The sequence below is a fragment of the Streptomyces griseoluteus genome (assembly GCF_004784465.1).
In the GTDB taxonomy this organism is placed as follows: Bacteria; Actinomycetota; Actinomycetes; order Streptomycetales; family Streptomycetaceae; genus Streptomyces; species Streptomyces griseoluteus.
Genome location: NZ_SRRU01000005.1, coordinates 230,208 through 254,071, shown reverse-complemented (window position 1 = coordinate 254,071; position 23,864 = coordinate 230,208). Strand labels below are relative to the sequence as shown.

Annotated in this window: 24 protein-coding genes; 12 read left to right on the top strand and 12 right to left on the bottom strand. The window is 71.8% G+C overall.

Features of this window, described 5'->3' with window-relative positions; all coding sequences use genetic code 11:
* The first annotated feature begins 75 nt into the window (after nucleotides 1-75).
* Nucleotides 76-2,661, top strand: coding sequence for a bifunctional FO biosynthesis protein CofGH (locus tag E5082_RS15850; RefSeq protein WP_135791891.1), 2,586 nt, complete (start codon nucleotides 76-78; stop codon nucleotides 2,659-2,661).
* A 60-nt stretch (nucleotides 2,662-2,721) separates the two neighbouring features.
* Entirely contained in the window at nucleotides 2,722-3,285 is a 564-nt protein-coding gene (locus E5082_RS15845) for a hypothetical protein (RefSeq protein ID WP_135791890.1), read from the top strand.
* 8 nt (nucleotides 3,286-3,293) lie between these two features.
* Here the strand turns inward: E5082_RS15845 and E5082_RS15840 are convergent, their stop codons facing one another.
* The 4 genes from E5082_RS15840 to E5082_RS15825 are packed head-to-tail and all read right to left on the bottom strand — an operon-like array spanning nucleotide 3,294 to nucleotide 5,095.
* The gene (locus tag E5082_RS15840) at nucleotides 3,294-3,821 is read right to left on the bottom strand and encodes a DUF2165 domain-containing protein (protein ID WP_373310070.1); all 528 of its coding nucleotides are present in this window, start codon (nucleotides 3,819-3,821) and stop codon (nucleotides 3,294-3,296) included.
* A 41-nt stretch (nucleotides 3,822-3,862) separates the two neighbouring features.
* Nucleotides 3,863-4,105, bottom strand: coding sequence for a DUF397 domain-containing protein (locus tag E5082_RS15835; protein ID WP_135791889.1), 243 nt, complete (start codon nucleotides 4,103-4,105; stop codon nucleotides 3,863-3,865).
* Nucleotide 4,106: 1 nt separating this feature from the next.
* A complete protein-coding gene (locus tag E5082_RS15830) occupies nucleotides 4,107-4,295 on the bottom strand; it encodes a DUF397 domain-containing protein (protein ID WP_135791888.1) in 189 nt (62 codons plus the stop codon).
* Nucleotides 4,283-5,095 (bottom strand): helix-turn-helix domain-containing protein, encoded by an 813-nt coding sequence (locus E5082_RS15825; RefSeq protein WP_135791887.1) that lies wholly within the window; start codon nucleotides 5,093-5,095, stop codon nucleotides 4,283-4,285. The genes E5082_RS15830 and E5082_RS15825 overlap by 13 nt, the downstream gene beginning before the upstream one ends.
* Nucleotides 5,096-5,209: 114 nt before the next feature.
* Here E5082_RS15825 and E5082_RS15820 point away from each other — a divergent pair, with 114 nt between their 5' ends.
* Both E5082_RS15820 and E5082_RS15815 read left to right on the top strand, forming a co-directional pair.
* Nucleotides 5,210-5,677, top strand: a complete 468-nt coding sequence (locus tag E5082_RS15820; RefSeq protein ID WP_135791886.1) for an ATP-binding protein — start codon at nucleotides 5,210-5,212, stop codon at nucleotides 5,675-5,677.
* Between the two features lie 37 nt (nucleotides 5,678-5,714).
* Entirely contained in the window at nucleotides 5,715-6,830 is a 1,116-nt protein-coding gene (locus E5082_RS15815; RefSeq protein ID WP_135791885.1) for an ADP-ribosylglycohydrolase family protein, read from the top strand.
* A 34-nt stretch (nucleotides 6,831-6,864) separates the two neighbouring features.
* On the opposite strand, the gene E5082_RS15810 is transcribed toward E5082_RS15815, so the two are convergent.
* The 3 genes from E5082_RS15810 to E5082_RS15800 all read right to left on the bottom strand — a co-directional run bounded on the left by E5082_RS15810 (nucleotide 6,865) and on the right by E5082_RS15800 (nucleotide 13,558).
* Entirely contained in the window at nucleotides 6,865-8,433 is a 1,569-nt protein-coding gene (locus E5082_RS15810) for a sodium:solute symporter family protein (protein WP_135791884.1), read from the bottom strand.
* A 152-nt stretch (nucleotides 8,434-8,585) separates the two neighbouring features.
* A complete protein-coding gene (locus E5082_RS15805; protein ID WP_373310076.1) occupies nucleotides 8,586-10,469 on the bottom strand; it encodes an MFS transporter in 1,884 nt (627 codons plus the stop codon).
* Nucleotides 10,470-10,729: 260 nt separating this feature from the next.
* A complete protein-coding gene (locus E5082_RS15800; protein WP_229918937.1) occupies nucleotides 10,730-13,558 on the bottom strand; it encodes a D-alanyl-D-alanine carboxypeptidase in 2,829 nt (942 codons plus the stop codon).
* A gap of 195 nt (nucleotides 13,559-13,753) precedes the next feature.
* On the opposite strand from E5082_RS15800, the gene E5082_RS15795 reads away from it, so the two are divergent.
* The 3 genes from E5082_RS15795 to E5082_RS15785 all read left to right on the top strand — a co-directional run bounded on the left by E5082_RS15795 (nucleotide 13,754) and on the right by E5082_RS15785 (nucleotide 16,025).
* Nucleotides 13,754-14,509 (top strand): GOLPH3/VPS74 family protein, encoded by a 756-nt coding sequence (locus E5082_RS15795; protein WP_135791882.1) that lies wholly within the window; start codon nucleotides 13,754-13,756, stop codon nucleotides 14,507-14,509.
* Nucleotides 14,510-14,764: 255 nt separating this feature from the next.
* Nucleotides 14,765-15,622 (top strand): helix-turn-helix domain-containing protein, encoded by an 858-nt coding sequence (locus tag E5082_RS15790; protein WP_135791881.1) that lies wholly within the window; start codon nucleotides 14,765-14,767, stop codon nucleotides 15,620-15,622.
* Between the two features lie 211 nt (nucleotides 15,623-15,833).
* Nucleotides 15,834-16,025: a DUF397 domain-containing protein gene (locus tag E5082_RS15785; RefSeq protein ID WP_086694630.1), complete on the top strand. Its 192-nt coding sequence runs from the start codon at nucleotides 15,834-15,836 to the stop codon at nucleotides 16,023-16,025.
* A 119-nt stretch (nucleotides 16,026-16,144) separates the two neighbouring features.
* Here the strand turns inward: E5082_RS15785 and E5082_RS15780 are convergent, their stop codons facing one another.
* From E5082_RS15780 to E5082_RS15770, 3 genes are all read right to left on the bottom strand, one after another.
* Entirely contained in the window at nucleotides 16,145-16,996 is an 852-nt protein-coding gene (locus E5082_RS15780; protein WP_425276872.1) for a MerR family transcriptional regulator, read from the bottom strand.
* A 73-nt stretch (nucleotides 16,997-17,069) separates the two neighbouring features.
* Nucleotides 17,070-17,576, bottom strand: a complete 507-nt coding sequence (locus tag E5082_RS15775; RefSeq protein ID WP_135791879.1) for a glutathione peroxidase — start codon at nucleotides 17,574-17,576, stop codon at nucleotides 17,070-17,072.
* A 10-nt stretch (nucleotides 17,577-17,586) separates the two neighbouring features.
* Nucleotides 17,587-18,561 (bottom strand): ArsR/SmtB family transcription factor, encoded by a 975-nt coding sequence (locus E5082_RS15770; protein ID WP_135791878.1) that lies wholly within the window; start codon nucleotides 18,559-18,561, stop codon nucleotides 17,587-17,589.
* A gap of 69 nt (nucleotides 18,562-18,630) precedes the next feature.
* Between E5082_RS15770 and E5082_RS15765 the strand changes: the two genes are divergently transcribed.
* The 3 genes from E5082_RS15765 (at nucleotide 18,631) to E5082_RS15755 (ending at nucleotide 21,280) form a co-directional block, all read left to right on the top strand.
* Nucleotides 18,631-19,824, top strand: coding sequence for an MFS transporter (locus tag E5082_RS15765; RefSeq protein ID WP_135791877.1), 1,194 nt, complete (start codon nucleotides 18,631-18,633; stop codon nucleotides 19,822-19,824).
* A 9-nt stretch (nucleotides 19,825-19,833) separates the two neighbouring features.
* Nucleotides 19,834-20,190: a TraR/DksA family transcriptional regulator gene (locus E5082_RS15760; protein WP_135791876.1), complete on the top strand. Its 357-nt coding sequence runs from the start codon at nucleotides 19,834-19,836 to the stop codon at nucleotides 20,188-20,190.
* 130 nt (nucleotides 20,191-20,320) lie between these two features.
* Complete coding sequence (locus tag E5082_RS15755; protein WP_229918936.1) at nucleotides 20,321-21,280, top strand: bile acid:sodium symporter family protein; 960 nt, start codon at nucleotides 20,321-20,323, stop codon at nucleotides 21,278-21,280.
* Between the two features lie 107 nt (nucleotides 21,281-21,387).
* On the opposite strand, the gene E5082_RS15750 is transcribed toward E5082_RS15755, so the two are convergent.
* Nucleotides 21,388-21,714, bottom strand: a complete 327-nt coding sequence (locus E5082_RS15750) for a carboxymuconolactone decarboxylase family protein (RefSeq protein WP_135791875.1) — start codon at nucleotides 21,712-21,714, stop codon at nucleotides 21,388-21,390.
* Between the two features lie 219 nt (nucleotides 21,715-21,933).
* Here E5082_RS15750 and E5082_RS15745 point away from each other — a divergent pair, with 219 nt between their 5' ends.
* Together E5082_RS15745 and E5082_RS15740 are read left to right on the top strand one after the other, a co-directional pair.
* Nucleotides 21,934-22,302 carry an amphi-Trp domain-containing protein gene (locus E5082_RS15745; RefSeq protein ID WP_135791874.1) on the top strand — a complete coding sequence of 123 codons (369 nt, stop codon included), beginning with the start codon at nucleotides 21,934-21,936 and terminating at the stop codon, nucleotides 22,300-22,302.
* Nucleotides 22,303-22,659: 357 nt separating this feature from the next.
* Nucleotides 22,660-23,142 carry a DUF5994 family protein gene (locus tag E5082_RS15740; protein ID WP_167514069.1) on the top strand — a complete coding sequence of 161 codons (483 nt, stop codon included), beginning with the start codon at nucleotides 22,660-22,662 and terminating at the stop codon, nucleotides 23,140-23,142.
* 93 nt (nucleotides 23,143-23,235) lie between these two features.
* Here E5082_RS15740 and E5082_RS15735 read toward each other — a convergent pair whose 3' ends face one another.
* Nucleotides 23,236-23,583, bottom strand: a complete 348-nt coding sequence (locus E5082_RS15735) for an STAS domain-containing protein (RefSeq protein WP_135791872.1) — start codon at nucleotides 23,581-23,583, stop codon at nucleotides 23,236-23,238.
* Between the last annotated feature and the right edge of the window lie 281 nt (nucleotides 23,584-23,864).

Below are 23,864 nucleotides of genomic sequence, written 5' to 3'. Positions count from 1 at the left end.
GTGCCGCAGGGGTGCCGCCCGCCCCGCCCGAAAAGCACCCGTAGTTGTGGATCACGCCGAACGTATGCTCAGGGAATGACGACTTCCGCGACCCCCGGAACCGGCCCCACCGAGAACTCCATGCGTCGCGCCCTCAAACGTGCCCGTGACGGCGTCGCCCTCGACGTCTCCGAGGCGGCGGTGCTGCTCCAGGCCCGCGGCGAGGCCCTCGGGGACCTCACCGCCGCCGCCGCACGGGTACGGGACGCGGGACTCGACGCGGCGGGGCGGCCCGGAGTCATCACGTACTCGAAAAGCGTCTTCATTCCGCTGACCCGGCTGTGCCGCGACAAGTGCCACTACTGCACCTTCGTCACCGTCCCCGGCAAGCTGCGCCGCGCCGGCCACGGGATGTTCATGTCGCCGGACGAGGTGCTGGACATCGCCCGCAAGGGTGCCGCGCTCGGCTGCAAGGAAGCGCTCATCACCCTCGGCGACAAGCCCGAGGACCGCTGGCCCGAGGCGCGCGAGTGGCTCGACGCGCACGGCTACGACGACACGATCGCCTACGTCCGCGCCATCTCCATCCGCATCCTGGAGGAGACCGGCCTGCTGCCCCACCTCAACCCCGGTGTCATGAGCTGGACCGACTTCCAGCGGCTCAAGCCGGTCGCGCCGAGCATGGGCATGATGCTGGAGACCACCGCCGAGCGCCTCTGGTCCGAGCCCGGCGGCCCGCACCACGGCTCCCCGGACAAGGAACCCGCCGTACGGCTGCGGGTGCTGGAGGACGCCGGCCGCTCCTCCGTGCCCTTCACCTCCGGGCTGCTGATCGGCATCGGGGAGACCTACGAGGAGCGCGCGGAGTCGCTGTTCGCGCTGCGCAAGGTCTCCCGCGCCTACCACGGCGTCCAGGAGCTGATCATCCAGAACTTCCGCGCCAAGCCGGACACCGCGATGCGCGGGATGCCGGACGCCGAGCTGGACGAGCTGATCGCCACCGTCGCCGTCGCCCGGCACATCATGGGCCCCGCCGCCTGCCTCCAGGCCCCGCCCAACCTGGTCGACAGCGAGTACGAGCGGCTGATCGGCGCCGGCATCGACGACTGGGGCGGGGTCTCGCCGCTCACCATCGACCACGTCAACCCCGAGCGCCCCTGGCCGCAGATCGAGGAGCTGACCGAGCGGTCCCGCGCGGCCGGCTTCGAGCTGCGGGAACGGCTGTGCGTGTACCCCGAGTTCGTCCGCAGGGGCGAACCCTGGCTGGACCCCCGGCTGCGCCCGCACGTCGCCGCCCTGGCCGACCCGGAGACCGGCCTCGCCCGGCCCGGCGTACTCCCCGAGGGCCTGCCCTGGCAGGAGCCGGAGGAGGTCTTCACCGCCACCGGCCGCACCGACCTGCACGCCTCCATCGACACCGAGGGCCGCACCTCCGACCGGCGCGACGACTTCGACGAGGTGTACGGCGACTGGGCCGAGCTGCGCGAGGCCGCCGCCCCCGGCATGGTGCCCGAGCGCATCGACACCGACGTCCGCGAGGCCCTGCGCACGGCCGCCGACGACCCGACGAAGCTGACCGACGCGGAGGCGCTGGCGCTGCTGCACGCGGACGGCCCGGCGCTGGACGCGGTGTGCCGGATCGCGGACGACGTGCGCAAGGCGGTGGTCGGGGACGACGTCACGTACATCGTCACCAGGAACATCAACTTCACCAACGTCTGCTACACCGGCTGCCGTTTCTGCGCCTTCGCCCAGCGGCGCACCGACGCCGACGCCTACACCCTCTCCCTGGACCAGGTCGCGGACCGTGCCCAGCAGGCATGGGACGTGGGCGCGGTGGAGGTCTGCATGCAGGGCGGCATCCACCCGGACCTGCCCGGCACCGCCTACTTCGACATCGCGCGGGCGGTGAAGAAGCGGGTGCCCGGCATGCATGTGCACGCCTTCTCGCCGATGGAGGTCGTCAACGGGGCGACCCGTACCGGGATGTCCATCCGGGAGTGGCTGACGGCGGCCAGGGAGGCCGGGCTCGACTCGGTACCGGGCACGGCGGCGGAGATCCTGGACGACGAGGTGCGCTGGGTGCTGACCAAGGGCAAGCTGCCCACGGCCACCTGGACCGAGGTCATCACCACCGCGCACGAGCTGGGCATCCGCTCCTCGTCCACGATGATGTACGGCCATGTCGACCAGCCCCGGCACTGGCTGGGCCACCTGCGCACGCTGGCCGGAATCCAGCAGCGGACGGGCGGTTTCACGGAGTTCGTGACGCTGCCGTTCATCCACACCAACGCGCCGGTCTACCTCGCGGGCATCGCGCGCCCGGGCCCGACCATGCGGGACAACCGCGCGGTCACCGCCATGGCCCGGCTCCTCCTGCACCCCTGGATTCCCAACATCCAGACGAGCTGGGTCAAGCTCGGCACGGAGGGCGCGGCCGAGATGCTGCGCTCCGGCGCGAACGACCTGGGCGGCACGCTGATGGAGGAGACGATCTCCCGGATGGCGGGGTCGTCGTACGGCTCCTACAAGTCCGTGCGGGACCTGGAGGCGGTCGCGGAGGCGGCCGGGCGGCCGGCGAAGCCGAGGACCACGCTGTACGGCGAGGTGCCGGAGGAGCGGCGGGCCGCGGCCCGCGCGTCGGACGGGCACCTGCCGGATCTGCTGCCGCTCGTGGACTGAGTACGATGATCCGACCCCGGATCTGAGAAGGGGGTCCCACAGCGGAGGAGATGCGTACCCGTGGCTGCCCGACTGCCCTCGTGGGCCTGGGTCTCCGGACTGACGGTCGCGGCGACCGCCGCCGTCGTCGCCCTCGCCGTCCAGGCCGACCACGGCCCGCGCCCCACGGCCCCGGCGGCCCACGCCCGCCCCACGGCCTCGGCCTCCGCGACCCCGTCCACCGCCCCGACCCCCTCCGGCCCGCCCGCGCTGCCGGAGGCGTCGGGGGTGGGGCGGCGGATCGTCTACTCGGTCCAGGCGCACCGGGTGTGGCTGGTGGACGCGACGGGTCAGGCGGCGCGGACGTTCACGGTGTGGGCGGGGACGGTGGACCCGAAACCGGGGCGGTACTCGATCACCGCGCGCACGGCCGCGACGGTCGGCTCGGACGGCGTGAAGGTGGAGCACATCGTGTACTTCACGGCCGTCTCCGGCGTGAACATAGGCTTCTCCAACGCCCTCGACGGCTCCTCCCCGCCCCCGGCGAACGGCGCCCGGACCGGCGGCATCCGCCTCCACAAGGAAGACGGAGCCGCGTTGTGGTCCTTCGGTGACTACGGCACGAAGGTGTCGGTCGTCGAATAGCCGGACGGCTACCGCTCGTCGCGGGCCGGCAGGTGGTTGATGATCAGGGCGACTCCGCTGAGCAGGAAGACGCGGGTCGCCGCGTCCACGCCGTTCCAGGTCTTGGACTGCCACATGGCGAACCACTCGCCCCCGATGGCGATGAAGCCGGCCCCGAAGAGCAGGATCAGCATCAGCAGGCCGTACGTGGAGAAGCGGCGCGCGCGGGCGTGGTCCCGCCGGGCCCACAGCCAGGTGCCCCACACGAGTACGGCTGCCGCCACCGTCTCCCACGCGATGATCGCCACGTAGGCGGTGTCCTGGAGGGCGGTGCTGGTGATCGCCCGCCACATCAGGTGGTCGTCCTTGAACGTGGTGTCCATCGCCAGGACGTGCCGCACGTACTGCTGGTTCGTCCCGAAGTCCGTGATGTTCCCCAGGGCGACGAGGGCGATGTACAGCGCGAGCACGCCGGTGAGCACGGTGGCGGCGAGGCTCAGCCCCGAGCGGGCGGCACGGGCGGAGTCGGCGGGGGCCGCAGAATCGGTCATGGTCATGACCGGAATTCTTCCCGACCCACGCCGAGGGGGAACGCCTTTCAGACGAGGTGCCCCGCGTGGCTGAGGAAGGAGGTCCAGGTGTCGGCGGAGACGGTGAGTTGGTCGCCGTCGGTGGTCTTGGAGTCCCGGATGTGGATGTGGTCGGGGGTCAGGGCGACTTCGACGCAGTCGGGCTCATTGGCCCCGCTGTGACTGCTCTTGAACCACGCCATGGCGACCTCGACGCAGTCCGGCCCGTCGTTGCTGCTGTAGCTGCTCTTGAACCACGCCAAGGCGGTCATGTCATGCTCCGCAGAGTGCGCGGATGAAGTCCGTCCAGGTGGCGGCCGGGACGGCGAGTTGAGGGCCGTTCTGGGTCTTGGAGTCGCGGATGTGGATGTGGTCGGGGGTGAGGGCGACTTCGACGCATTCAGGGCCGTCGTTGCCGCTGTAGCTGCTCTTGAACCACTCCAGGCCGGTCATGTCTCGCATTTCAGCACTTCCTTGATGAGGGCCATCGAGGCTGGGGGTGTGAGCGCTTGCGTCCGGATCATTCCATAGCGCATCTCCATCACCTGAGCTTCCCTCGGGTCGCTGATCACGCGGCTGTACAACTGCCCCTCGGTGTGCGCAAGTGTCTTGCCGTTCCGGAGTTTCAGCACTTGGATCGAGCCCATCATTCCCGCGTGCTCCTCGCACGCAGTGGGCATCACCTGGATCTCCACGTGCCGCAACTTGCTCATCTCAACGAGGTGTTCGAGTTGCTTCCGAAGGACCAGTTTGCCGCCGATCGGCCGCAGAAGCGTCGCCTCTTCTTGTACGAAAGTGATCTGAGTGAACGGGATGCGGTCGAAGAGGGACTTGCGTGCCATCCGCGCGGCCACGAGTCGCTCGATCTCTTCTTCCGTGTAGGAGGGGCGCCGCATGGCGTACAACGCGTACGCATACTCGGGTGTTTGGAGCAGCCCATGCACGTGGAGGGCGGCGTAGGCACCCAGTTCCGTCGTGTCCCTCTCCAAGTTGGCGAGGTCCCGGACCTTCTTCGGATACCGCGCCCGCTCCACGTCCGCCTGCATCGCGGACACCTTGCCGCCCGCGCCCACGACCTCGTCCGTGCGGTCCAGGAAGTCCGGCTTGGGGACGCGGCGACCCCGTTCCACGGAGGACACCATTTCCTCGCCGTACCCGATGGCGGAGCCCAGCTCCACCTGGGTCATACCCGCCGCTTCCCGCCACGCCTTGATCTGGCGGCCCACCGCCCGGAGTACGGCCTCGGCCTCCTCGTCCTCCACCGGCGCCCCTCTCGCTCGTACCAGCCGTACCGCTGTCTCGCCCACCCGTACAGTCACCCTGCGTACCGTGGTCGTGACTGTTCAGCGTAGGGACAGGCGGCCACTCTGGGTGACATGAACGAGAAATCACGGCTGCGTATCCAGTTGTCCGCGACGCGGAGAGGTGCCCGGCTCGCCCGGCTTCTCGCGGAGCGGCAACTGGACGAGTGGGGCATGCCGTTCGAGGAGGCGACGCAGGTCGTGGCCGAGCTGGCGGCCAACGCGGTGCTGCACGGCCGGGTCGGCGGGCGGGACTTCCGGTTGGAGCTGCTGCGGAGGGACGACGGCACGCTCCGTGTCGAGGTGACCGATGCGCGGGGTGAGCGGAGCCCGAGGCCGCCGGAGGAGTCGGCCGAACTGGCCGAGGGAGGCCGGGGATTGCGCATCGTCGCCGCGTACGCGCACCAGTGGGGCGTGGTCGAGGCACCCGCGGGGGCCAAGACCGTGTGGGCGGAGCTGAAGCGTCCGTTCCTGGCCGGTATGGGTTCGGCGGAGACCGATCGGGGCGCCGATCGGACCGTTCCGGGTCCATTACAGTGCTGACCGGCGTGCGGGCGGACGGTGGCGCGAGGAGGTCTGGGTGGGTGCGACGAGCGGCGCCGTCTGGGGCCGTGCGGAACAGCAGGACTTCCGGGGCCGCGTACGGGGCACTCTGCTGGGCGCCGCGATCGGTGACGCCCTCGGCGCACCGGTCGACTCGTTGGACCTGGACGCGATCCGTACCGCGCACGGCCCCGAGGGGCTGACCGACCTCGCGCCCGGCCAGGGCAGACGCGGCACCGTCTCGCACCACACCCAGCTCACCCTCTTCACCGTGGACGGCCTGATCCGCGCCCAGGTCCGCCGCGACACCGGCGCCTGGCACCCGCCGACCGACCTGCACCGGGCGTACCTGCGCTGGGCGGCCACCCAGCGGGACTGGGGCCCGGACGAGCGCCGCGCGGAGGACGGCTGGCTCGCCCGCGAGGAGTGGCTGTACGCCCGCCGCGGCCCCACCCGCGCCCTGCTGCTGGGCCTCGGCAACGACGTGATGGGCACGCTGGAGCGTCCCAAGAACCCCGGCGAGGCGGGCCCGGAGGCCGTCGCCCGCTCGGCGCCCTTCGGCCTGCTGGTCGGCTGGGAGCCCCAGCTCGTCGTCCAACTCGCGCTGGAATGCGCCGCCCAGACCCACGGCCACCCGGTGGCGGTCCTCTCGGCGGGCGCGTACGCGGTCATCGTGCACGCCCTCGCGCGCGGCGAGAGCCTGGACGGCGCCGTCCAGAGCACTCTCGCCCTCCTGACCGCCCGCCCCGGCCACGAGCCCGTCACGACCGCCCTCCAACGCGCCCTCGGCGCGGTACGCCAGGGCCTCCCCAGCCCGGCGCGCGTGGCGGAACTGGCGGGCGAGGGCATGGCGGACGGCCTGCTCTCCGCCGCGGTCTACTGCGCCCTGGTGGGCGAGGACGTCCGCCACGGCCTCTGCCTGGCGGTCAACCAGCCGGGCCCCTCGGCCGCCGCGGGCACGCTGACCGGCGGCCTCCTGGGCGCCCTGCACGGCGAGACGGCCCTTCCTCCGGCCTGGCTCCCCGACCTGGAGGGCCGCCCCACCATCCTCGAACTGGCCGACGACTTCGCCCTGGAAATGACCCAGGGCCCCGCGCTCCACACCCCCGCCGGCTCGGCCCCGGGCTGGCTGGCCCGCTACCCGCGCGCCTGAGGGGGCTCGCCCGGAGCGAGAGGGCCTGGTGTCCTCAGTCCTTCCCCGGTACCCCCACCACGTCGTCCCCCGCGGGCCCCGGCGCCGGGACGGTTGCCGCGCCCCCGCCGTCCGAGTTCACCCGCTCGATGACCGCCAGGCGCTCCGGGGTGTCCTCCGGCTTGATCCAGCCGACGCAGACGTACAGGACCAGGGACACCGCGAGCGGGACCGAGACCTGGTACTGGAGCGGAACCCCGCCCGACACCTGCCAGTCGATCGGGTAGTTGACCAGCCAGAAGGCCAGCAGACCCGCCGCCCACGCCGTCAGCGCGGCCGTGGGGCCCGAGCGGCGGAACGGGCGGAGCAGGCCCAGCATCATCGGGATGGCGATCGGGCCCATCAGGCCCGCCACCCACTTGATGACCACCGTGATGATGTCCTTGAAGGCGGGGGAGTCGACCTGGGTCGCCACCGCCATCGACAGGCCGAGGAAGACCACCGTCGTCACGCGCGCCGCCAGCAGTCCGGCCCGCTCGCCCCACCCCCGTGCCCGCCGCGACAGCACCGGCGCCACGTCCCGCGTGAACACCGCCGCGATGGCGTTCGCGTCGGAGGAGCACATGGCCATGGTGTGCGAGAAGAAGCCGACGACGACCAGACCCAGCAGCCCGTGGGGGAGGAGCTGTTCGGTCATCAGGGCGTACGCGTCCGAGCCGTCCGGCTTCTGGGCGTGGACCAGCAGCGGGGCCATCCACATGGGGAAGAACAGCACCACCGGCCACACCAGCCACAGCAGCGCCGAGAGCCGTGCGGAGCGGGCGGCCTCGCGGGGCGTGCGCGTCGCCATGTACCGCTGGGCCTGGTTGAGCATCCCGCCGTTGTACTCGAAGAGCTTGATGAACAGGAACGCCAGCAGGAACACCGTCCCGTACGGTCCCGCCAGCGGCTCCCCGTGCCCGCGCAGCGCGGGCTCGTCGAAGGCGCCGGACACACCGATGTCCCGGTCGCCCAGCTTCAGCACCACCGCGACGAACATCGCCACCCCGGCCAGCAGCTGGATGACGAACTGGCCGAGTTCGGTCAGCGCGTCCGCCCACAGCCCGCCGATCGTGCAGTACACGGCGGTCACCGCTCCGGTGATGAGGATGCCCTGGTTCAGCGAGGCCCCGGTGAACACCGACAGCAGGGTGGCGATCGCCGCCCACTTCGCGCCCACGTCCACGATCTTCAGCAGCATCCCGGACCAGGCCAGCGCCTGCTGGGTGGTGAGGTCGTACCGGTTCTTGAGGTACTCCAGCGGCGAGGACACCCCCAGCCGGGACCGCAGCCGGTTGATGCGCGGCGCGAACAGCCGGGAGCCGATGGCGATGCCGAGCGCGATCGGGAACGACCAGGTCACGTACGAGGTGACCCCGTAGGTGTAGGCGATCCCCGCGTACCCGGTGAACATCACCGCGCTGTAGCCCGACATGTGGTGCGAGATGCCGGACAGCCACCACGGCATCCGGCCCCCGGCGGTGAAGAAGTCCCCCACGTCGCCTACCCGCCGGTGCGACCAGAACCCGATCGCCACCATCACGCCGAAGTAGCCGATCAGCACCGCCCAGTCGAGACCGTTCATGTCTCCCCTCCCAGGGTCCGGCCACCGGCGTCAGCCAGTCAGGCATGTGAACTCTGGGTTTGAACATGGACGCGCGGCAAGGAAGCGTCGAGTCAAGGAGAAGTAAAATCGTTCGGTTCTCTGACTTCCGTTCAGAGATGTGAACAGCGAGGTTACTTCAGCTCGTCCGGGCAGTGCGTCCCGCGCGGAAGCTGGTACGGCGCCGCCAGGTGGTACGTCCCCGCCCTCGGCGCCAGCAGCACCGTCCACCGGTCGCCGGACGCGTCCACCGGGGTCTCCTTCAGACAGCCGTTGACATTCACGAACGACTTCGGGGAGCCCTCCGGCCGCCGCTTGGACTCCTCGGTCTCCTGCGGCGGAGCCAGGCTCTTGCCGTGCTCGTCCACCACGCTCAGCCACGGCGAGTACGGCACCCGGACCAGAATCCGCCCCGGCTCCCGCACGTCCAGCGTCATCTCCCCCTGCTCCGCCCGCCGCACCACCGCGTTCGGCTCGGCCATCGGCGCCGGGTCCGTCACCCGGTAGAGCTGCCAGTTGGAGTCGCTCCAGATCCGGTCCAGGTACGGCATCCCGCGCAGCACCAGCTCCCGCTCGCGCAGGCCCCCGTCCCCGTCCGGGTCGTCCACCCTCGGCAGCACCACGTACCGCACGGCCCACCGCTGGAGCCACTCGTGGTAGTTCGCCGAGTTGAGCGTGTCGTCGTAGAAGAGCGGGTTGCGCTCCATGTCGGCCTGGCGGTTCCAGCCGCGCGCCAGGTTCACGTACGGCGCCAGCGCGGACGCCTCCCGGTGCGAGCGCGCCGGGATCACCTCCACCCGGCCCTTCTCCGCGTCCACCCGCTGCAACTGGTGCACCAGCGGCGCCAGCTCACGCGCCCAGGACGCGGCCGGGGTCGTGTGGATCACGTCGTCCACCGACTTGAACCCGATCCATCCGACGAACCCGGCGAACGCCAGCACCGTCACGTACCAGCGGCGCGACCTGGGGGCGGTGAACGGCAGCGCGGCCACCAGGGCCACCCCCGCGAACAGCATCGGCAGCCGCGAGATGTTCGACCCGATCTGTGAACTGATCAGCCACACCAGGATCACGCTGAGGCTGTACACACCCGCCGTCAGCCTGACGGTGACCCACTCCTTGGGCACCAGGAACAGGCACAGCAGCCCGTACAGCAGCGGCATGACCACCGAGCCGAACGTCATCGGCTGCGTCCCGGAGAACGGGAACAGCCACGCCGACGCGGCCACCACCGCCGCCGGCGCCAGCCCCAGCGCGAACGCGCCCGGCCGCCGCTTCTGCAGGAACAGCGCGACCGCGACCAGCCCCACGAACAGCCCCGCCACCGGCGACGCCATCGTGGCCAGCGCGGCCAGCGGAGCCGCCGCCAGCGCCTTCGCCCAGCGCTTGTACCGCCCCCGGTACGGCCAGCAGCACACCACCGCCACCGCGCCCGCCGCGAACAGCGCCGCCAGCGCGTACATCACCCAGCCGGACACCGCCCCGCCGAGCAGCGCCAGGATGCCCGCCAGGGCCGCCAGCGGCGCCGCGGCCATCGGCTTGGCCCAGCGCTCGTACCGGCCCTCGTACGGCCAGCAGAACACCGCCGCCACCGCGCCCAGCGCGAACAGCGTGCCGAGCCCGAAGGTCACCCGGCCCGAGACGGCGTTCCCCAGCAGCGCGAACACCCCGGCCAGCGCGGCCCACAGCGGATTGCGCACCGCCCGGCTGCGCACCAGGATCATGGTCAGCAGGGCCGCCGAGCCGGTGCCGGCGATCATCATCGTGGTCCGCACCCCGAGCACGGACATCAGATACGGCGAGACCACGCTGTACGACACCGGGTGCATGCCGCCGTACCAGGCGAGGTTGTACGCCGAGTCGGGGTGCCGGCCGACGAACTCCGCCCACGCGTCCTGCGCCGCGAGGTCGCCGCCGCTGTTGGCGAACGTGAAGAACCAGATGACGTGCAGGACGCCCGCGAGCAGGGTCACCGACAGCACGGGGTGCTTGCGCGCGCGGGCGCGGAGGGCGCTCAGGGTGCTCGCCGTGCTCTTCGCGGGCGGGCCGGGTATCCGGGGGCCGGACGCCGGGTCCGGCTCGGCGTTCTCGGCGCGCTTCGGCTCGGTTGTCGCCACGTCAGGCACTCCCCGTGTCCCGTCTTCCGTTCTCGGCCCCCTGCGCGGCCTGGCGCGGTCCTCGGTGACCTGCCCCGTTTCGTGACGCTAGCACGCACCCCGCCGCCCGGCTCCCGAGGCGGGAGCGCGGACGGCGGGTGTCACGGGGGCCTGCGCGGGGGTCAGCCGATGCGGGTCAGCTTGGCTCCGAGGCCCGGTTCGGCCAGGTCCGCGCGGAGCGCCACCGGCACCTTCACCGCACCGGCCGACGAGCCGTCGCCCACGGTCAGCGAGCCGACCTCGGTACCGGCCTTCGCGGTGTGCGGGATCGTGCCCGAGGTGAAGGACAGCCGCACCTTCAGACCCGCCCAGCCGGCCGCCTTCACGTCCTCGGTGACCTCGACGGGAGTATGGCCGCCCAGACCGTCGTCCACGTATCCGACGACTGTGCCCTTCTTCAGCACCGTCTCCGACTTCAGCGCGCCCTGAGCGGCCCGGATCAGCGCGTCGCTGTGGTCCAGCGCGGCGCTGAGGATGGTGTTCTCCCGGCCGCCCGGCGGCTGCCGCAGCACCGCGCCGATGACCATCCGGGTCTCGCCGCCGACGTCCTGCTTCGCGGCGAAGACCAGGTTGCCGAGGGCGGAGGTGGTGGTGCCGGTCTTGATGCCGACGACGTTGTTGTGTCCGACGAGCTGGTTCCAGTTGGAGTGGTACGTGCCCTTGTAGTCGGTGTACGACATCATCGCCGCGACCTCGCGGAACACGGGCTGCTGCATCGCCGCCTTGGCCAGCTTCACCTGGTCCGCGGCCGTGCTGACGGTGGAGTTCGTCAGACCCGAGGGGTCGGTGTACGTCGTCCCGCTCATGCCGAGGCCCTTGGCGGCGGCGTTCATCTTCGCCACGAACGCCTTCTCCGAGCCGGCGTCCCAGCGGGCGAGGAGGCGCGCCACGTTGTTCGCGGACGCGATCAGCACACCCTCCAGCGCCTCCCGCTGGGTGATCTTGTCACCCTGCGTGACGTCGACGGTGGACTCCTGGCCCGCCTTCGACTGGTCCTGGGCCGGCTTGTCGATCGAGATCTTCGGGCCCTCGGCACCGCTCTTGAGCGGGTGGTCGCGCAGGATCAGGTACGCGGTCATCACCTTCGCCACGCTGGCGATCGGCACGGGCTTGCCGGAACCGGAGGAGCCGAACGAGCCGATGCCCTGCACGTCCAGCGCGGCCTGGCCGTCCGCAGGCCACGGGATGTCCGGCTTGCCGCCCTCGAAGGTGTAGCTGTCCTTCGCGGTCAGCGCGAGCGTGGGCTGCGGCAGGGCGCGCATCGCCTGGACGACGCCCAGGATCACCACCAGCAGGATCACCAGCGGCGTCCAGATCTTCACCCGCCGCACCAGCGTGCGTACGGGGGTCTCCGGCGGGGGCGGCGTGTTCGTCAGCTCCGCCAGCAGGTCCAGCGGCGGCTTCGGGGGCAACGGCTGCTGCGTCGTCCGCTCCGGCCCGACCTGCGGCACGGCCCGCGTCTCCTCGACGCGTGCCGACGGCCCCTTGAGGTCGGGCTTCAACGCCACGAACTTGCTGGTCCGCTCGGCCTCTTGCTCCGCGGGAGCGGGCTTCGCCTTCCCCCCGACCTTGAGCATGGTGGTCGGCTGATCCACCTGCGGCTTCCTGGCAACAGGGGACTTGAGCGCGGTGGTGGGGGTGTCCACGGGCTTGCCGGGCGCCTTGGCGGCGGGCTTGGCATCGCCCCGGGGGGCGGGGAGGGGAGTGCCCTTGGGCTCGGCGGCGGGCGTGGCGTCGCCCTTGCCCCTGTCGTCCTCGGCGGAGCCGGGGGTGCCCTCGGAGGCCGGGGTGCCGGTGCCCTTCCCGGCGGCGTCCTCGTCGGCCGACTCGGCGTCGTGCTTCGCGGCGGCGACGGCGGCGCCCGCAGCGACCGCCTTGCCGGTGTCCTTGGAGGCGGTGCTGGAGGTGCTGTCGTCGTCCTTGGCGGGGGTGTCTTCGGCGTCCAGGACGGCGGCCCCGGAGTCGCCCTTGGGGGAGTCGTCGGTCTTGGCGGCCGGGGCGTCCTGGGTGTCGTCCTCAGCGTCCTTGGAAGCCGGGAGGGGGGAGCCTTCGGCGGGAGCCTTGCCCGCGCCCTCGGGGGCGGCCCCGGAGTCGCTCTTGGGGGCGTCGTCGGTCTCGGTGGCCGGGGTGTCCTCGGTGTCGTCCTTGGCGTCCTTGGAAGCCGGGAGGGGGGAGCCTTCGGCGGGAGCCTTGCCCGCGCCCTCGGGGGCGGCCCCGGAGTCGCTCTTGGGGGCGTCGTCGGTCTCGGTGGCCGGGGTGTCCTCGGTGTCGTCCTTGGCGGCCTCGGCAGCCGGGACGGCGGAGCCTTCGGCGGGAGCCCTGCCCGCGCCCTCGGGGGCGGCCCCGGAGCCGCTCTTGGGGGCGTCGTCGGTCTTGGCGGCCGGGGCGTCCTCGGTGTCGTCCTTGGCGGCCTTGGCGGCCTTGGCAGCCGGGACGGGGGAGCCTTCGGCGGGAGCCTTATCCGCGTCCTCGGGGGCGGACTCCGAGTCACCCTTGGCGGCGGGTGCGGAGGCATCCGTCCCGGAGTCCACGGCAGCCGAAGTGCCAGTGCCCTTACCGGAGTCGTCGGCGGAGCCGGAGGCGGTCTCCTCGGCGTCCTCGGAGGAGGAAACCCCGGTGCCGTCCTCGGCGTCGTCCTTCTCCGCCCCCTCGGCGGAGCCGGCTTCGCGGGAGTCCTCGAACGTGTCGTCAGGTACGGCTGCGGCACCGCTCCCGGTGCTCTCGGAGGTGCCGGAACCTTCCTCCGCGGCACCCTTCCCCGACTGGCCGGAAACCTTCTCCGCGCCAGCCGAACCCGCCCCGGAAACAGCCGACTTGCCCTTCGCCGAACCCCCGGAGGGAGGCCGTACCCACGCCGAGACCGCCTCGCGGAGTTCCTCGTCCTCCACGGAACCCGCTGAACCGACGGAGTCTTCGTGCTGCTTCGACCTGTCGGGGGACTCGCCCGCCACCGATGCCTCCTTGATGCGCCGCACGCGCCCTCGCGCGCCTGTCCGAACGATGTACCAGTGTCCTGTGTGGGGGTTCGCCCGTAGTGGCAGACGAGAACGACATACCTGCCGGTTCCCCCACGAACCAGGCAGGCGCTCTCGACAGATGAATGTGAGAGGCGTCACCCTGTCATTCATCCACGCGGGGAGGCATGGATGGGCAGGAGCCGCAGAACACTTCCGGAAGAGCTTCTGATGCTCGCACTGGACCCGGCCACGGGTACCACTGCGCAGCCGCAGTCGCTCGACCTCGGTCTGGCCGGTGCGCAGCTAGTGGAGCTGGCGCTGGCCGGACGGATAGCCCCAGACGGGGATCGTATCGCCGTGGTGGTGCCACGGCCGACAGGAGATCCGACTCTGGACTGCGCGTTGGAGCTGCTGCGAAGGCGCGGCGCTCCGGTACGGGCGGTCCATTGGATAGGCGGGCCCCGGCTGGGCCTGCGCCAGACCTATCTGTCGCACCTGGAAAGGTGCGGCATGGTGGCCGCCGTACCGGGCCAGATGTGCGGCGTGCTGCCGACCACGCGGTACCAGGCGACGGACACCACCATCAGCCGGGAGATCCGCGGAAGGCTCGACTCCGCGATCCGCACCGGCGTGCCACCGGACCCACGGACCGCCGCGCTCGCCGCGCTGGCCCATGCGGTCGGCCTGGGCAAGCACCTGTACCCGGGGAACGAGGGACGCTCGTCCCGATCCCGGCTCAGGGACCTGATCCGGCACGACCCGATGGGCGGCCTGGTGGCGCACGCCGTGATGGACGTGCAGAACGGCGTGGGCGCCCAGCCGAGGCGCGGCCAGGCTCCGGCCGGCCGGCCCGCCGGACCGGGAGCCAGGGCGACCGGGGAACCCGCGCGCGGGGTCCCGATGCAGCCGCACCACGGCACGATGGCCCGCGCGGCGGCACACTGAACGGCCTGGCCGAGGGCAACCCCCGTCGGCCGTAGGCGACTTGAAGAGCGGGACGGGTGGACCGACGTAAGTCCCCCCGCCCCGCTCCGCCGCTTCACCCCATACCAGTCCGCCGGGCGGCGCGTACCCCGAACTGTCGGGCAGGCGCCGCATATCCGACGTTTCCCAGCGGTGGAAACCGCCTTGGTGGCAGTCTGCTCAACAGCAGATACACAAAGTGTCAGATACAGGCAGCCAGCCGGAGGTGCGCATCCCGTGGCGTCCAATGTGAATCCCACTGTCAGGCGGCGCCGGCTGGGCCAGGAGCTGCGCAAGCTCCGTGAGCTCAAGGGCATGACGGCCGAAGAGGTCGCCGACCGCCTGCTGGTGTCGCAGTCGAAGATCAGCAGGCTGGAGAACGGCCGCCGCAGTATCAGCCAGCGCGATGTCCGCGATCTGTGCGGGGTCTACGAGGTCCAGGACCAGAGGGTGGTCGACTCGCTGATGGAGATGGCCCGCGACTCCCGCCAGCAGGGCTGGTGGCACACCTTCGGCGACATCCCGTACAGCGTGTACATCGGTCTGGAGACCGACGTGCAGTCGCTCCGGGTGTACGAACCCCAGCTGGTCACCGGCCTGTTGCAGACCCGTGCGTACGCGGAGGCGCTGGTGCGCGGCGCGCTGCCGGAGACCTCCACGGCCGAGATCGAGAAGCGCGTCAAGGTCCGCATGCGCAGGCAGGAGCGGGTCACCGACGACAGCAACCCGCTGCGCCTGTGGGTGGTGCTGGACGAGGCCGCGCTGCACCGGGTGGTCGGCAGCAAGCTCATCATGCGCGAGCAGCTAGAGCACCTGATCGAGCTGTCCAGCCTCCCGCACGTCACCGTGCAGGTGCTCCCCTTCGAGGTCGGCGCGCATCCGGGGCTCAACGGCCAGTACGCCATCCTGGAGTTCGCCGACGCGGCCGACTCCAGCGTGGTCTACCTGGAGGGCGTCACCAGCGACCTGTACCTGGAGAAGGCGCCGGACGTGCAGAAGTACGCCGTGATGTACGAGCACCTGCGGGCCCAGGCGCTCCCCGTGGAGCGGTCCCAGCAGTTCATCCAGGACGCGGCCAAGAGGTTCGCCCAGTAGGGCTCCGGCCGGGTTCCCGCGGGGGCTGCGGTACGGGGGGCGAGGGATCGTACACCGTCGCCCCACCCTCATGACGGCTCGCTTGGAATATGCCACCCGCTTGAGTGAACGGCCCCTGCGGGCAGGGGGGTTGACCGGTAGCGTCGATCACGCCAATCGCTCGCATGGGTTGGCGCGAACCGCACCACCGCAACTCGCAACAGGAGTGGACATGGCACTGATTCAGGGCGCGACGGAGACGTGGATGAAGTCCTCCTATTCCGCGGGCAACGGCGCCTGCGTCGAGGTCAAGTCGCCGACCGCCGCCGAACTCGCCGTACGCGACTCCAAGGACATCACGGGGCCCGTCCTGGCCTTCCCGGCCACGGCGTGGAACGCCTTCGTGGCCTCGGTCAAGGCGTAACGGACCGACCCCGGTCCCCACGCGTAGAAGCACCTGACCGATGCTTCACCAACAGCACACGCACCACCCCGAAGCCCTCTCGGCCGGCCCGCCGTCCTTGCCGAGGGGGCTTCGTCACGTCAGCGAACGGGCAGCGACACGTCGCACACCGGATCACCGGGACCGGCGGCCGCCCAGTCGGCGAAGTACACCTCGCGGCAGGGGCCGGTCACCGTCAGCCCCTCGGCGGCGGCCCACCGCTCCACCGCCTCGAAAGCGGCCAGGATCTGCGGATGCGCCACCTGCGCCTTGGTGATCCGGGTCCGCGCCAGCCGCCCCGCGGGCTCCACTCGCACCCGGACGGCCCGCGGCGCGCCGTGCCGCTCGGCCCACGCCCGCGCCGCCGCCTCGTCGGCCACCGGTACGCAGGACTCGGCGGGACCGTCGCTCTCCATCGACACCTCGGAGTGGTAGACGACGTACGGCGCCCCGGCCACGCCTCCGCAGTCCCGCGCGGCCGCTTCCAGCCGGTCCAGCGAGGCGCCGATCCAGGTGGGCAGCTCGTCGGCCAGCGTGTGCCGGGACTCGGTGAGCACCACCTGCCCGGGTACCTCCACCACGTCCACCGCGAACATCTCGTCCATCTCGGAAGTCCTTCCCGACAGCCGTCCACGGAGGTAGGCGGCGAGAGCGCGCTGCCCGGCGATCCGGGCCTCCACGTCCGCCCAGTAGGCGTCCAGCAGCCCAGCCGCCGCAGTGCCCCCGGCGCCGACCACCTCGGCGATCCGGGCCAGCGGCATGTCCAACTGCCGCAGCAGGGCGACCAGCCGGGCCCGCTCCACCTGATCGGCCCGGTAGTACCGGTAGCCGCTGGCCTCGTCCACCTCGGCCGGGGTGAGCAGGCCCAGGCGGGCGTACAGGCGAAGCGCCTTGGGCGAGAGCCGGGACCGGGCGGCGAACGCGCCGATGGTCAGCAGGGGTTGAGGGTCCACAGGGCCTTCCTCCGTCACCGGGCGGCTGCTCCGCCCGGTGCGAGGGACGCTCCCGTCTGCCCCAGGGGCAAGGTCAACCGAGCTGTGCCTCGATCGCGGAGACGACCTCCGCCGACTCCGGCTCGGTCTGCGGGGCGAAGCGGGCGACGACCTGGCCGTCGCGGCCGATCAGGAACTTCTCGAAGTTCCAGCGGATGTCGCCGGTGTGGCCCTCGGCGTCGGCGAAGCCGGTGAGGCGGTCGTAGAGGGGGTGGCGGCCCTCGCCGTTCACGTCGATCTTCTCGGTGAGCGGGAAGGTCACGCCGTACGTCGCCGAGCAGAACTCCGCGATCTCGTCGGCGGAGCCGGGCTCCTGGCCCATGAACTGGTTGCACGGCACGCCGAGCACGGTGAAGCCCTGTCCGCCGAACCGCTCCTGGAGCCGCTCCAGGCCCGTGTACTGCGGGGTCAGCCCGCACTTGGAGGCCACGTTCACGACGAGCACGGCCTGCCCGGCGTACCGGGCCAGCTCGGCGGAACCGCCCTGAAGGGCACCGATCTCGACGTCGAGGGGGGAGGAGGTGTGATCGCTGGTCGTCATGGTGGGCAGCCTAGCCAGGGCCGGTGCGTCCGGCTTCCACCAGTACCTCCCCGGCCGCCGTGCGCGAGTACAGCACCGAGCGGCCCGCGCGGCGGCGGGTGATCAGGCCGGACTCGCGCAGCACCTTCAGATGGCGGCCGACCGAGCCGAGCGTCTGGCCGGTCAGCGCGGTGAGCTGGGTGGTGCTCAAGGGGGACTCCAGCAGGGTGAGCACGCTCGCGCGGGCCGGCCCGAGCAGCGCGCCCAGGCTCGCGGGCACCGGACGCTCGGCCTGCCCGGCGAGAACACCGGCGCACGGGTAGATCACCGCGTACCGCTCCCGCCCCTCCCACGCCACCCAGCCCTGCAGCACCGGGGTCACCGGGACGAGGACGAGTTCGGCGCCGGAGATCTCGCGGGGCGGGTAGGTCTGGAGGTTGACCTGGAACCGGCTCTCACCCAGCCACCGCGTCCCCGGTCGCAGCGAGTCCAGCACCCCGGCCCAGCCACCCCGCCCCATCCGCGCGGTCCGCGCCAGCACGTCCGCCTCCAGCACCCTTCTCCGCCGCTCCCAGTCCGGCCGTACCGCCTCCTCCCACACCCACTCCAGCAGCGTGGCCGCCCGCTCGGGCAGGTCGTCCCGCTCCAGCACGGCGGGCAGCGGGCCGGCGAGGGAGAGCAGCAGGTGGGCGCGGGCGTCGGCGGGGCGGGCGGCCCGTACCCGGCCGACCTCCTCCGCGAAGGTCTCGCCGTCGCGCGGGGTGGGGGTGAGGAAGTCGGCGATCCAGCTACGGCCGAGACCGGCGCGGATCAGCCGTGCGGTGACGGGGTCCGCCGCCAACCGGGCCCGGTAGGCGGGCAGATGGGCGCGCAGCCACTCCCGCTCGCCGGGGTGCGCGGGCGTGGCCGCGTGCAGCAGCTTGAGGCTCGCGAAGGTCTCGGCGAGCGGGGAGATCACGAACCGGCTGCGCGCCAGCGTGTCCGCGTCGAGCAGCCACCACCCCATGCCCCGCCCCACCTTTCGCCCTCTGGCGAAACAATAACGAGCACCCCGCGTGCGGCCGAGACTCCCCGCATGCCCAGCTACCGATCCCTGTTCCGCACTCCGGAGTTCACCCCGCTCTTCCTCGCCGCCGCAGCCCAGACCGCCGCTTCGACGATGGGCGGACTCGCGCTCGGCACCCTCGTCTACCGGGCCACCGGTTCCCCGCTGCTCTCGGCGCTCAGCATGTTCGGGCCGGCCCTGGCGCAGGTCGTCGGCGCGACCTTCCTGCTCTCCGGCTCCGACCGCCTGCCTCCGCGTACGGCGCTGTCCGCCATCGCGGCGGTCTTCGCGGCGGGCACGGCCTTCCAGGCGGTACCGGGACTGCCGCCCGGCGTACTCCTCGCCGTGGTCCTCCTGTCGGGTCTGGTGGCCGCGCTGGGCGGCGGCGTCCGCTGGGGGCTGCTGAACGAGATCCTCACCAAGGACGGCTACCTGCCCGGGCGTTCCCTCTTCAACATCCTCAACGGTCTGACCCAGACGGTCGGTTTCGCCACCGGCGGCCTGCTCCTGGCCACGATCTCCCCGCGCGTGTGCCTCCTGATCGCCGCCGCCCTGTACCTCGCCGCCGCCCTCACCCTCCGCCTCGGCCTCACCGCCCGCCCGCCGCGCACCACGGGCCGCCCGTCCGTCGCGGCGACCTGGCACACCAACGCCGTCCTCTGGTCCTCCCGCCCCCGCCGCCTCACCTACCTCGGCCTCTGGGTCCCCAACGGCCTGGTCGTCGGCTGCGAGTCGCTGTACGTCTCCTACGCCCCCGAGTCGGCGGGCACGCTGTTCGCCTGCGGGGCGGTGGGGATGCTGGCGGGGGACGTGACGGTGGGCCGACTGCTGCCTCCGGCGGTCCGGGCGCACCTGGCGACACCGCTGCTTCTGTTGCTGGCCGTGCCGTACCTGGCCTTCGTGGCCCGTCCTCCGCTGCCGGTGGCTGTCGTGTGCGTGACGGTCGCCTCCGTGGGATTCGGTGCGAGTCTGGTCCAGCAGGAGCGGCTGATGTCCCTGACCCCGGACGCCCTCTCGGGCCACTCCCTGGGGCTGCACTCGGCGGGGATGCTGACCATGCAGGGGGTGAGTGCGGCGGTGGCGGGGTCGCTGGCGCAGGTCACCTCTCCCGCGACGGGGATGACGGCGATGGCGGGGGCGTCGGTGGCGGTGACCTTGGCACTGGCGCTGGCGGACCGCAGCCCGGCCCGGAATACGGCCGTCCAGGCGGACGCTGAGGCATAGGTGACGCATATGCCGCAAAACGCCGCCGTCGAGGAACGCCTCGCGGCGGAGCGTGCTGCCACCCTGACCCAGATCGACGCCCTGACCAGGGATTTCCAGTCCATCGTCGACGCGAACGCCCTGGTCGCCGTCGACGACGAACACGACCCGGACGGCTCCAGCACCGCCTTCGAACGCGCCCACGTCTCCTCCCTCCTCAACCAGGCCCGACTGCACCTGGAGCACCTGGACGAGGCCTTGGTCCGCCTGCGCGAGGGCCGGTACGGCATCTGCGAGCGCTGCGGGGTGGAGATCCCGGCGGAACGACTGGAGATCCGGCCGGCCAGCACGCGGTGCGTGGGGTGCGCGGGGGCGGAGCCGCGATAGGTGTGCCCTACACGGACGGGGGCGCGTCTGGCACGATCACCGGGCGGGCGGGTTGTGGTCCGCCAGGACAGGACGGCGGACGCGGGAGCGGTAAGTGCGGGACTCAGAGGGCCAGGTTGTTCCGGCCGAGGTGAAGACTGACGGTGCCGGTACGGCGGACGCCGACCGTACGGCGAAACGGGCTGTGACCGTCTTCCCCCTGCTGGTGCTGGCCGCGGGCGCCCTGGGGATGCTGATGCCGTCGACGTTCGCGGGGGGCAGGGAGGCGGTGCCCTATCTGCTCGGCGTCGTGATGTTCTGCATGGGCCTGACGATGACGTCGGAGGACTTCCAGGGCGTGGTGAAGCGTCCCTGGGCCGTCGCGCTCGGTCTGGTGGCGCACTACGTGATCATGCCGGGCCTCGGCTGGGCGATCGCCGAGCTGCTGGACCTGCCGCCCGCCCTGGCCGTGGGCGTGATCCTGGTCGGCTGCACGCCGAGCGGAACGGCGTCCAACGTGGTGACGTTCCTGGCCAAGGGCGACGTGGCCCTGTCGATGTCGGTGGCGACGGTCTCCACGCTGCTCGCTCCGCTGGTCACGCCGTACCTGGTGCTGCTGCTCGCGGGGCACATGCTGGACGTCGAGGCGGGGCCGATGGTCGTCGACATCCTGAAGACGGTCCTGGTCCCGGTGGTGGCCGGCCTCCTGATCCGCCGCCTCGCCGCCCCGGTGATCCGCCGCGGCCTCCCCGCGCTGCCCTGGCTGTCGGCCGGGACCGTGGCGGTGATCGTCCTGATCGTGGTGGCGGCGAGCGCCTCCGCCCTGAAGGCCGCGGCGGCCATCGTCTTCCTCGCGGTGGTCCTCCACAACGCCTTCGGCCTCGCCCTGGGCTACGGCGCCGCCCGCCTGGCCCGCCTCGACCCCGCCGCCCGCCGGGCCATGGCCTTCGAGGTCGGCATGCAGAACTCGGGCCTGGCGGCCTCGCTGGCGGCGACGTACTTCACCCCCCTGACAGCCCTGCCGGCGGCGGTCTTCTCGGTCTGGCACAACCTGTCGGGCGCGGTGGTGGCGGCATGGATGAACCGGCGTGCCAAGCCACACGGTGGGTGAACTGGGCCGAGTGGCACGGGAGTTACGGTATTTCAGCGAACGGACCGGCCCCGCGCGGCACAAGTCGGCGCGGAGCCCGGCCCGTTCGACCGGGGAGGGGGCTGCTCTCAGCCCCGGGCCACGATCTCGGCCTCGGCGACGACGATGGCGATGTCGAGTGCCGTGGAGATGTTGGCCGCTGCCGCCATGATGCGTGCCGTGCCCACGATGGGCGCGATGGCGACCAGGACGTCCTGCAACTGTTCCACGGTCACGCCCCTGTCGAGGGCGGGGCCGATGTGGGCCGCGTAGGAGATCGGCGGGGCGTCGGAGGCGGCGAGTGCGGCGATGCGCGTGAGGACGAGCGCGTCCGGGGGCAGCTCGCAGCGCTCGATCGAGTCGACGGTCATGGCGGCCAGGGTGTCCAGGACCGGGGTGTCGGATGCGGTGGACATGTCGCATGCCCTTCTGGTGAGTTCCGGGCCCGAGAGAGCCGGAGACGGAAAGCACGGATGCGGGGCCCCTCAACAACCGTAGAACGCATCCGGGTCCCGTGCATGGCGCCCCGACGTGCGGGGTCAACCCGGTGAGACGAGATTGGAAGTAGCCCGACCGGCCGGAGGAGGCCGGTACCGGCAGCGGCCGGCCGGTCTTCGCCCGCGATGGGAGTCGCCATGAAGGACCTCAAGTTCGAGCAGAAGCGTCCGCTGTCCCGCCTTGAGGCGGCCGACCAGCTCACGGCACTCGCCACCGCGCTGCGGGAAGGCGGGGAGGCCGAGCTGGATCTCGGCGCCGGAACTCTGAGCCTGCGGGTCCCCGACGACCTGCAGGGCGAGATGGAGATCGAGATCGGCAACGGCGAGATCGAGCTGGAGATCGAGTTCAAGTGGCCGACCGGCCGGAAGCGGGCGGCGCCGTCGCCGCCGGCCGCGGCCGCGCAGGAGGCCGTCACGCGGAAGACCGGGCCCGCGAAGCCCGGGCGCGGCGGCACGACGAGCGCCGGCAGAGGCAAGGGCGTGAAGCGGGCCGCTGCGAAGAAGTGACCCGGGCAAGCGCGGAGGCCCTTCCGCTCATCGAGCGAAAGGGCCTCCGGACAGGTGTTTCCCTGTGCCCCCGGCAGGATTCGAACCTGCGACACCCGCTTCAGGAGTTTTCCTGGAGCGGGGCTGTGACCTGCGGAAACGTCGGGTGGAGTGCTTCTGGCCTGGGAAAACACCACTCCGTGGTTCTCCAGTGTTCACGGGGCTTCCCGACCTCATGTGTGCTGGATCCGTTCCCTCGGGGGCGGGGCGAGAGGGCGGGCGGTCTTGCGGGCGTCGGTGCGTGTGGCGCCAGGAGTAGCGTGGCAGCTGCGGGGCGGAGTCCCGTCGTCGCACCGGCCCTACAGACGGGTGGTCATCATGACCAGCTCGGATACACCACCTGTTCCCCGGCGTCTGCCCAGTGGCGTCCACGAGGCCGTGCGGCCGGGATGTGCGCTTCTCCGGCTGGAGACGACCGAATCACGCAAAGGCGTGCTCGACGGCGCGTGGTGGCCGCGCTCGCGCGACATCGGCGCCGAGCTGCCCGCCCTGTTGAGTGCCCTCGTCGACCACCTCGGCCCCGTGTCCCGTGTGGGGCTGGATGCCGTTGCCTGGGAGGGTCTCCCGACGCGTGTCGTCGTGGACGACCACGTGGTGCGCGTTGATTCCTTCCCGGTCGGTGACGACACGGTCCTGATCACCCGGGGCGACCGGGACATCTTCTCGCTGCTGGTCGTCCCGCCCGACGCCGCACCGGATGCCGCCCGTGCCGCGATGGCCCAGGCGGTCCGGGTGGACAACGTCAGCGACGCGGAACAGATCCTCCTCGACACCGGTAGCGGGCGTGGTCCTGTGGGCTGAGGGGGCGGCGCGGGGCGCAACCGGCGTACGGCTTGACCGGCGCACCCGCGGCCTCCGTCCGGCGGCCCGTTCCCTGGCGCGCTTCTGTCGACGTCAGGCCCGCTGAGGGCGCGCCCCTCCCGGCCTCATCGGGTAGAGCAGACCATCGGAGCCCGTGTCCATGAGCAGTCGTTCGGTCTGCGGGGAGGGGTGGTGCAGCAGGAGGAACGCTTGGGCCTCGGCGGCATGCTCTGACACGTCGAGGAAGACGCGCGGGCCGTTGTCGTCACAGCGGTCGACGGTGGTCAGATCGACGTCGATGAGGGTGATGCCGTCCCGCAGACACTGCTCCAGAGCGGCGCGCACCCGGGGCGCGGTGACGGGGTCGATCACACCGGCCAGGGTGACCAGGGCCCGCGCGCCCCGGTCGTGCCGGTAGATGTTCAGCCGTGGAAGAGTCATGACGCCTCGGTTCAGATGCTCGGATCCTCGGGTGCTCCAGAGCCCGCGTCCACGCCCCGGGCTCGCGTCGCCGCGGGCCGGGTGGGTGGTGGGGCGGGGCGGCCGGGTGGCCGGTCGGACGCCCGGATGCCGACCCATGGTGGTGCGGGGTGCGGCTGGGGCGCCCCACGACCACGGCGACCGGGCCGGGGGGCGCTGTACCGGTACGCCGCGATCCTGTCGGCGTGCTGGAGTCCGAGCCGGTGGATCACGTACGCCGCCACTGCGACGAGGACCAGGAA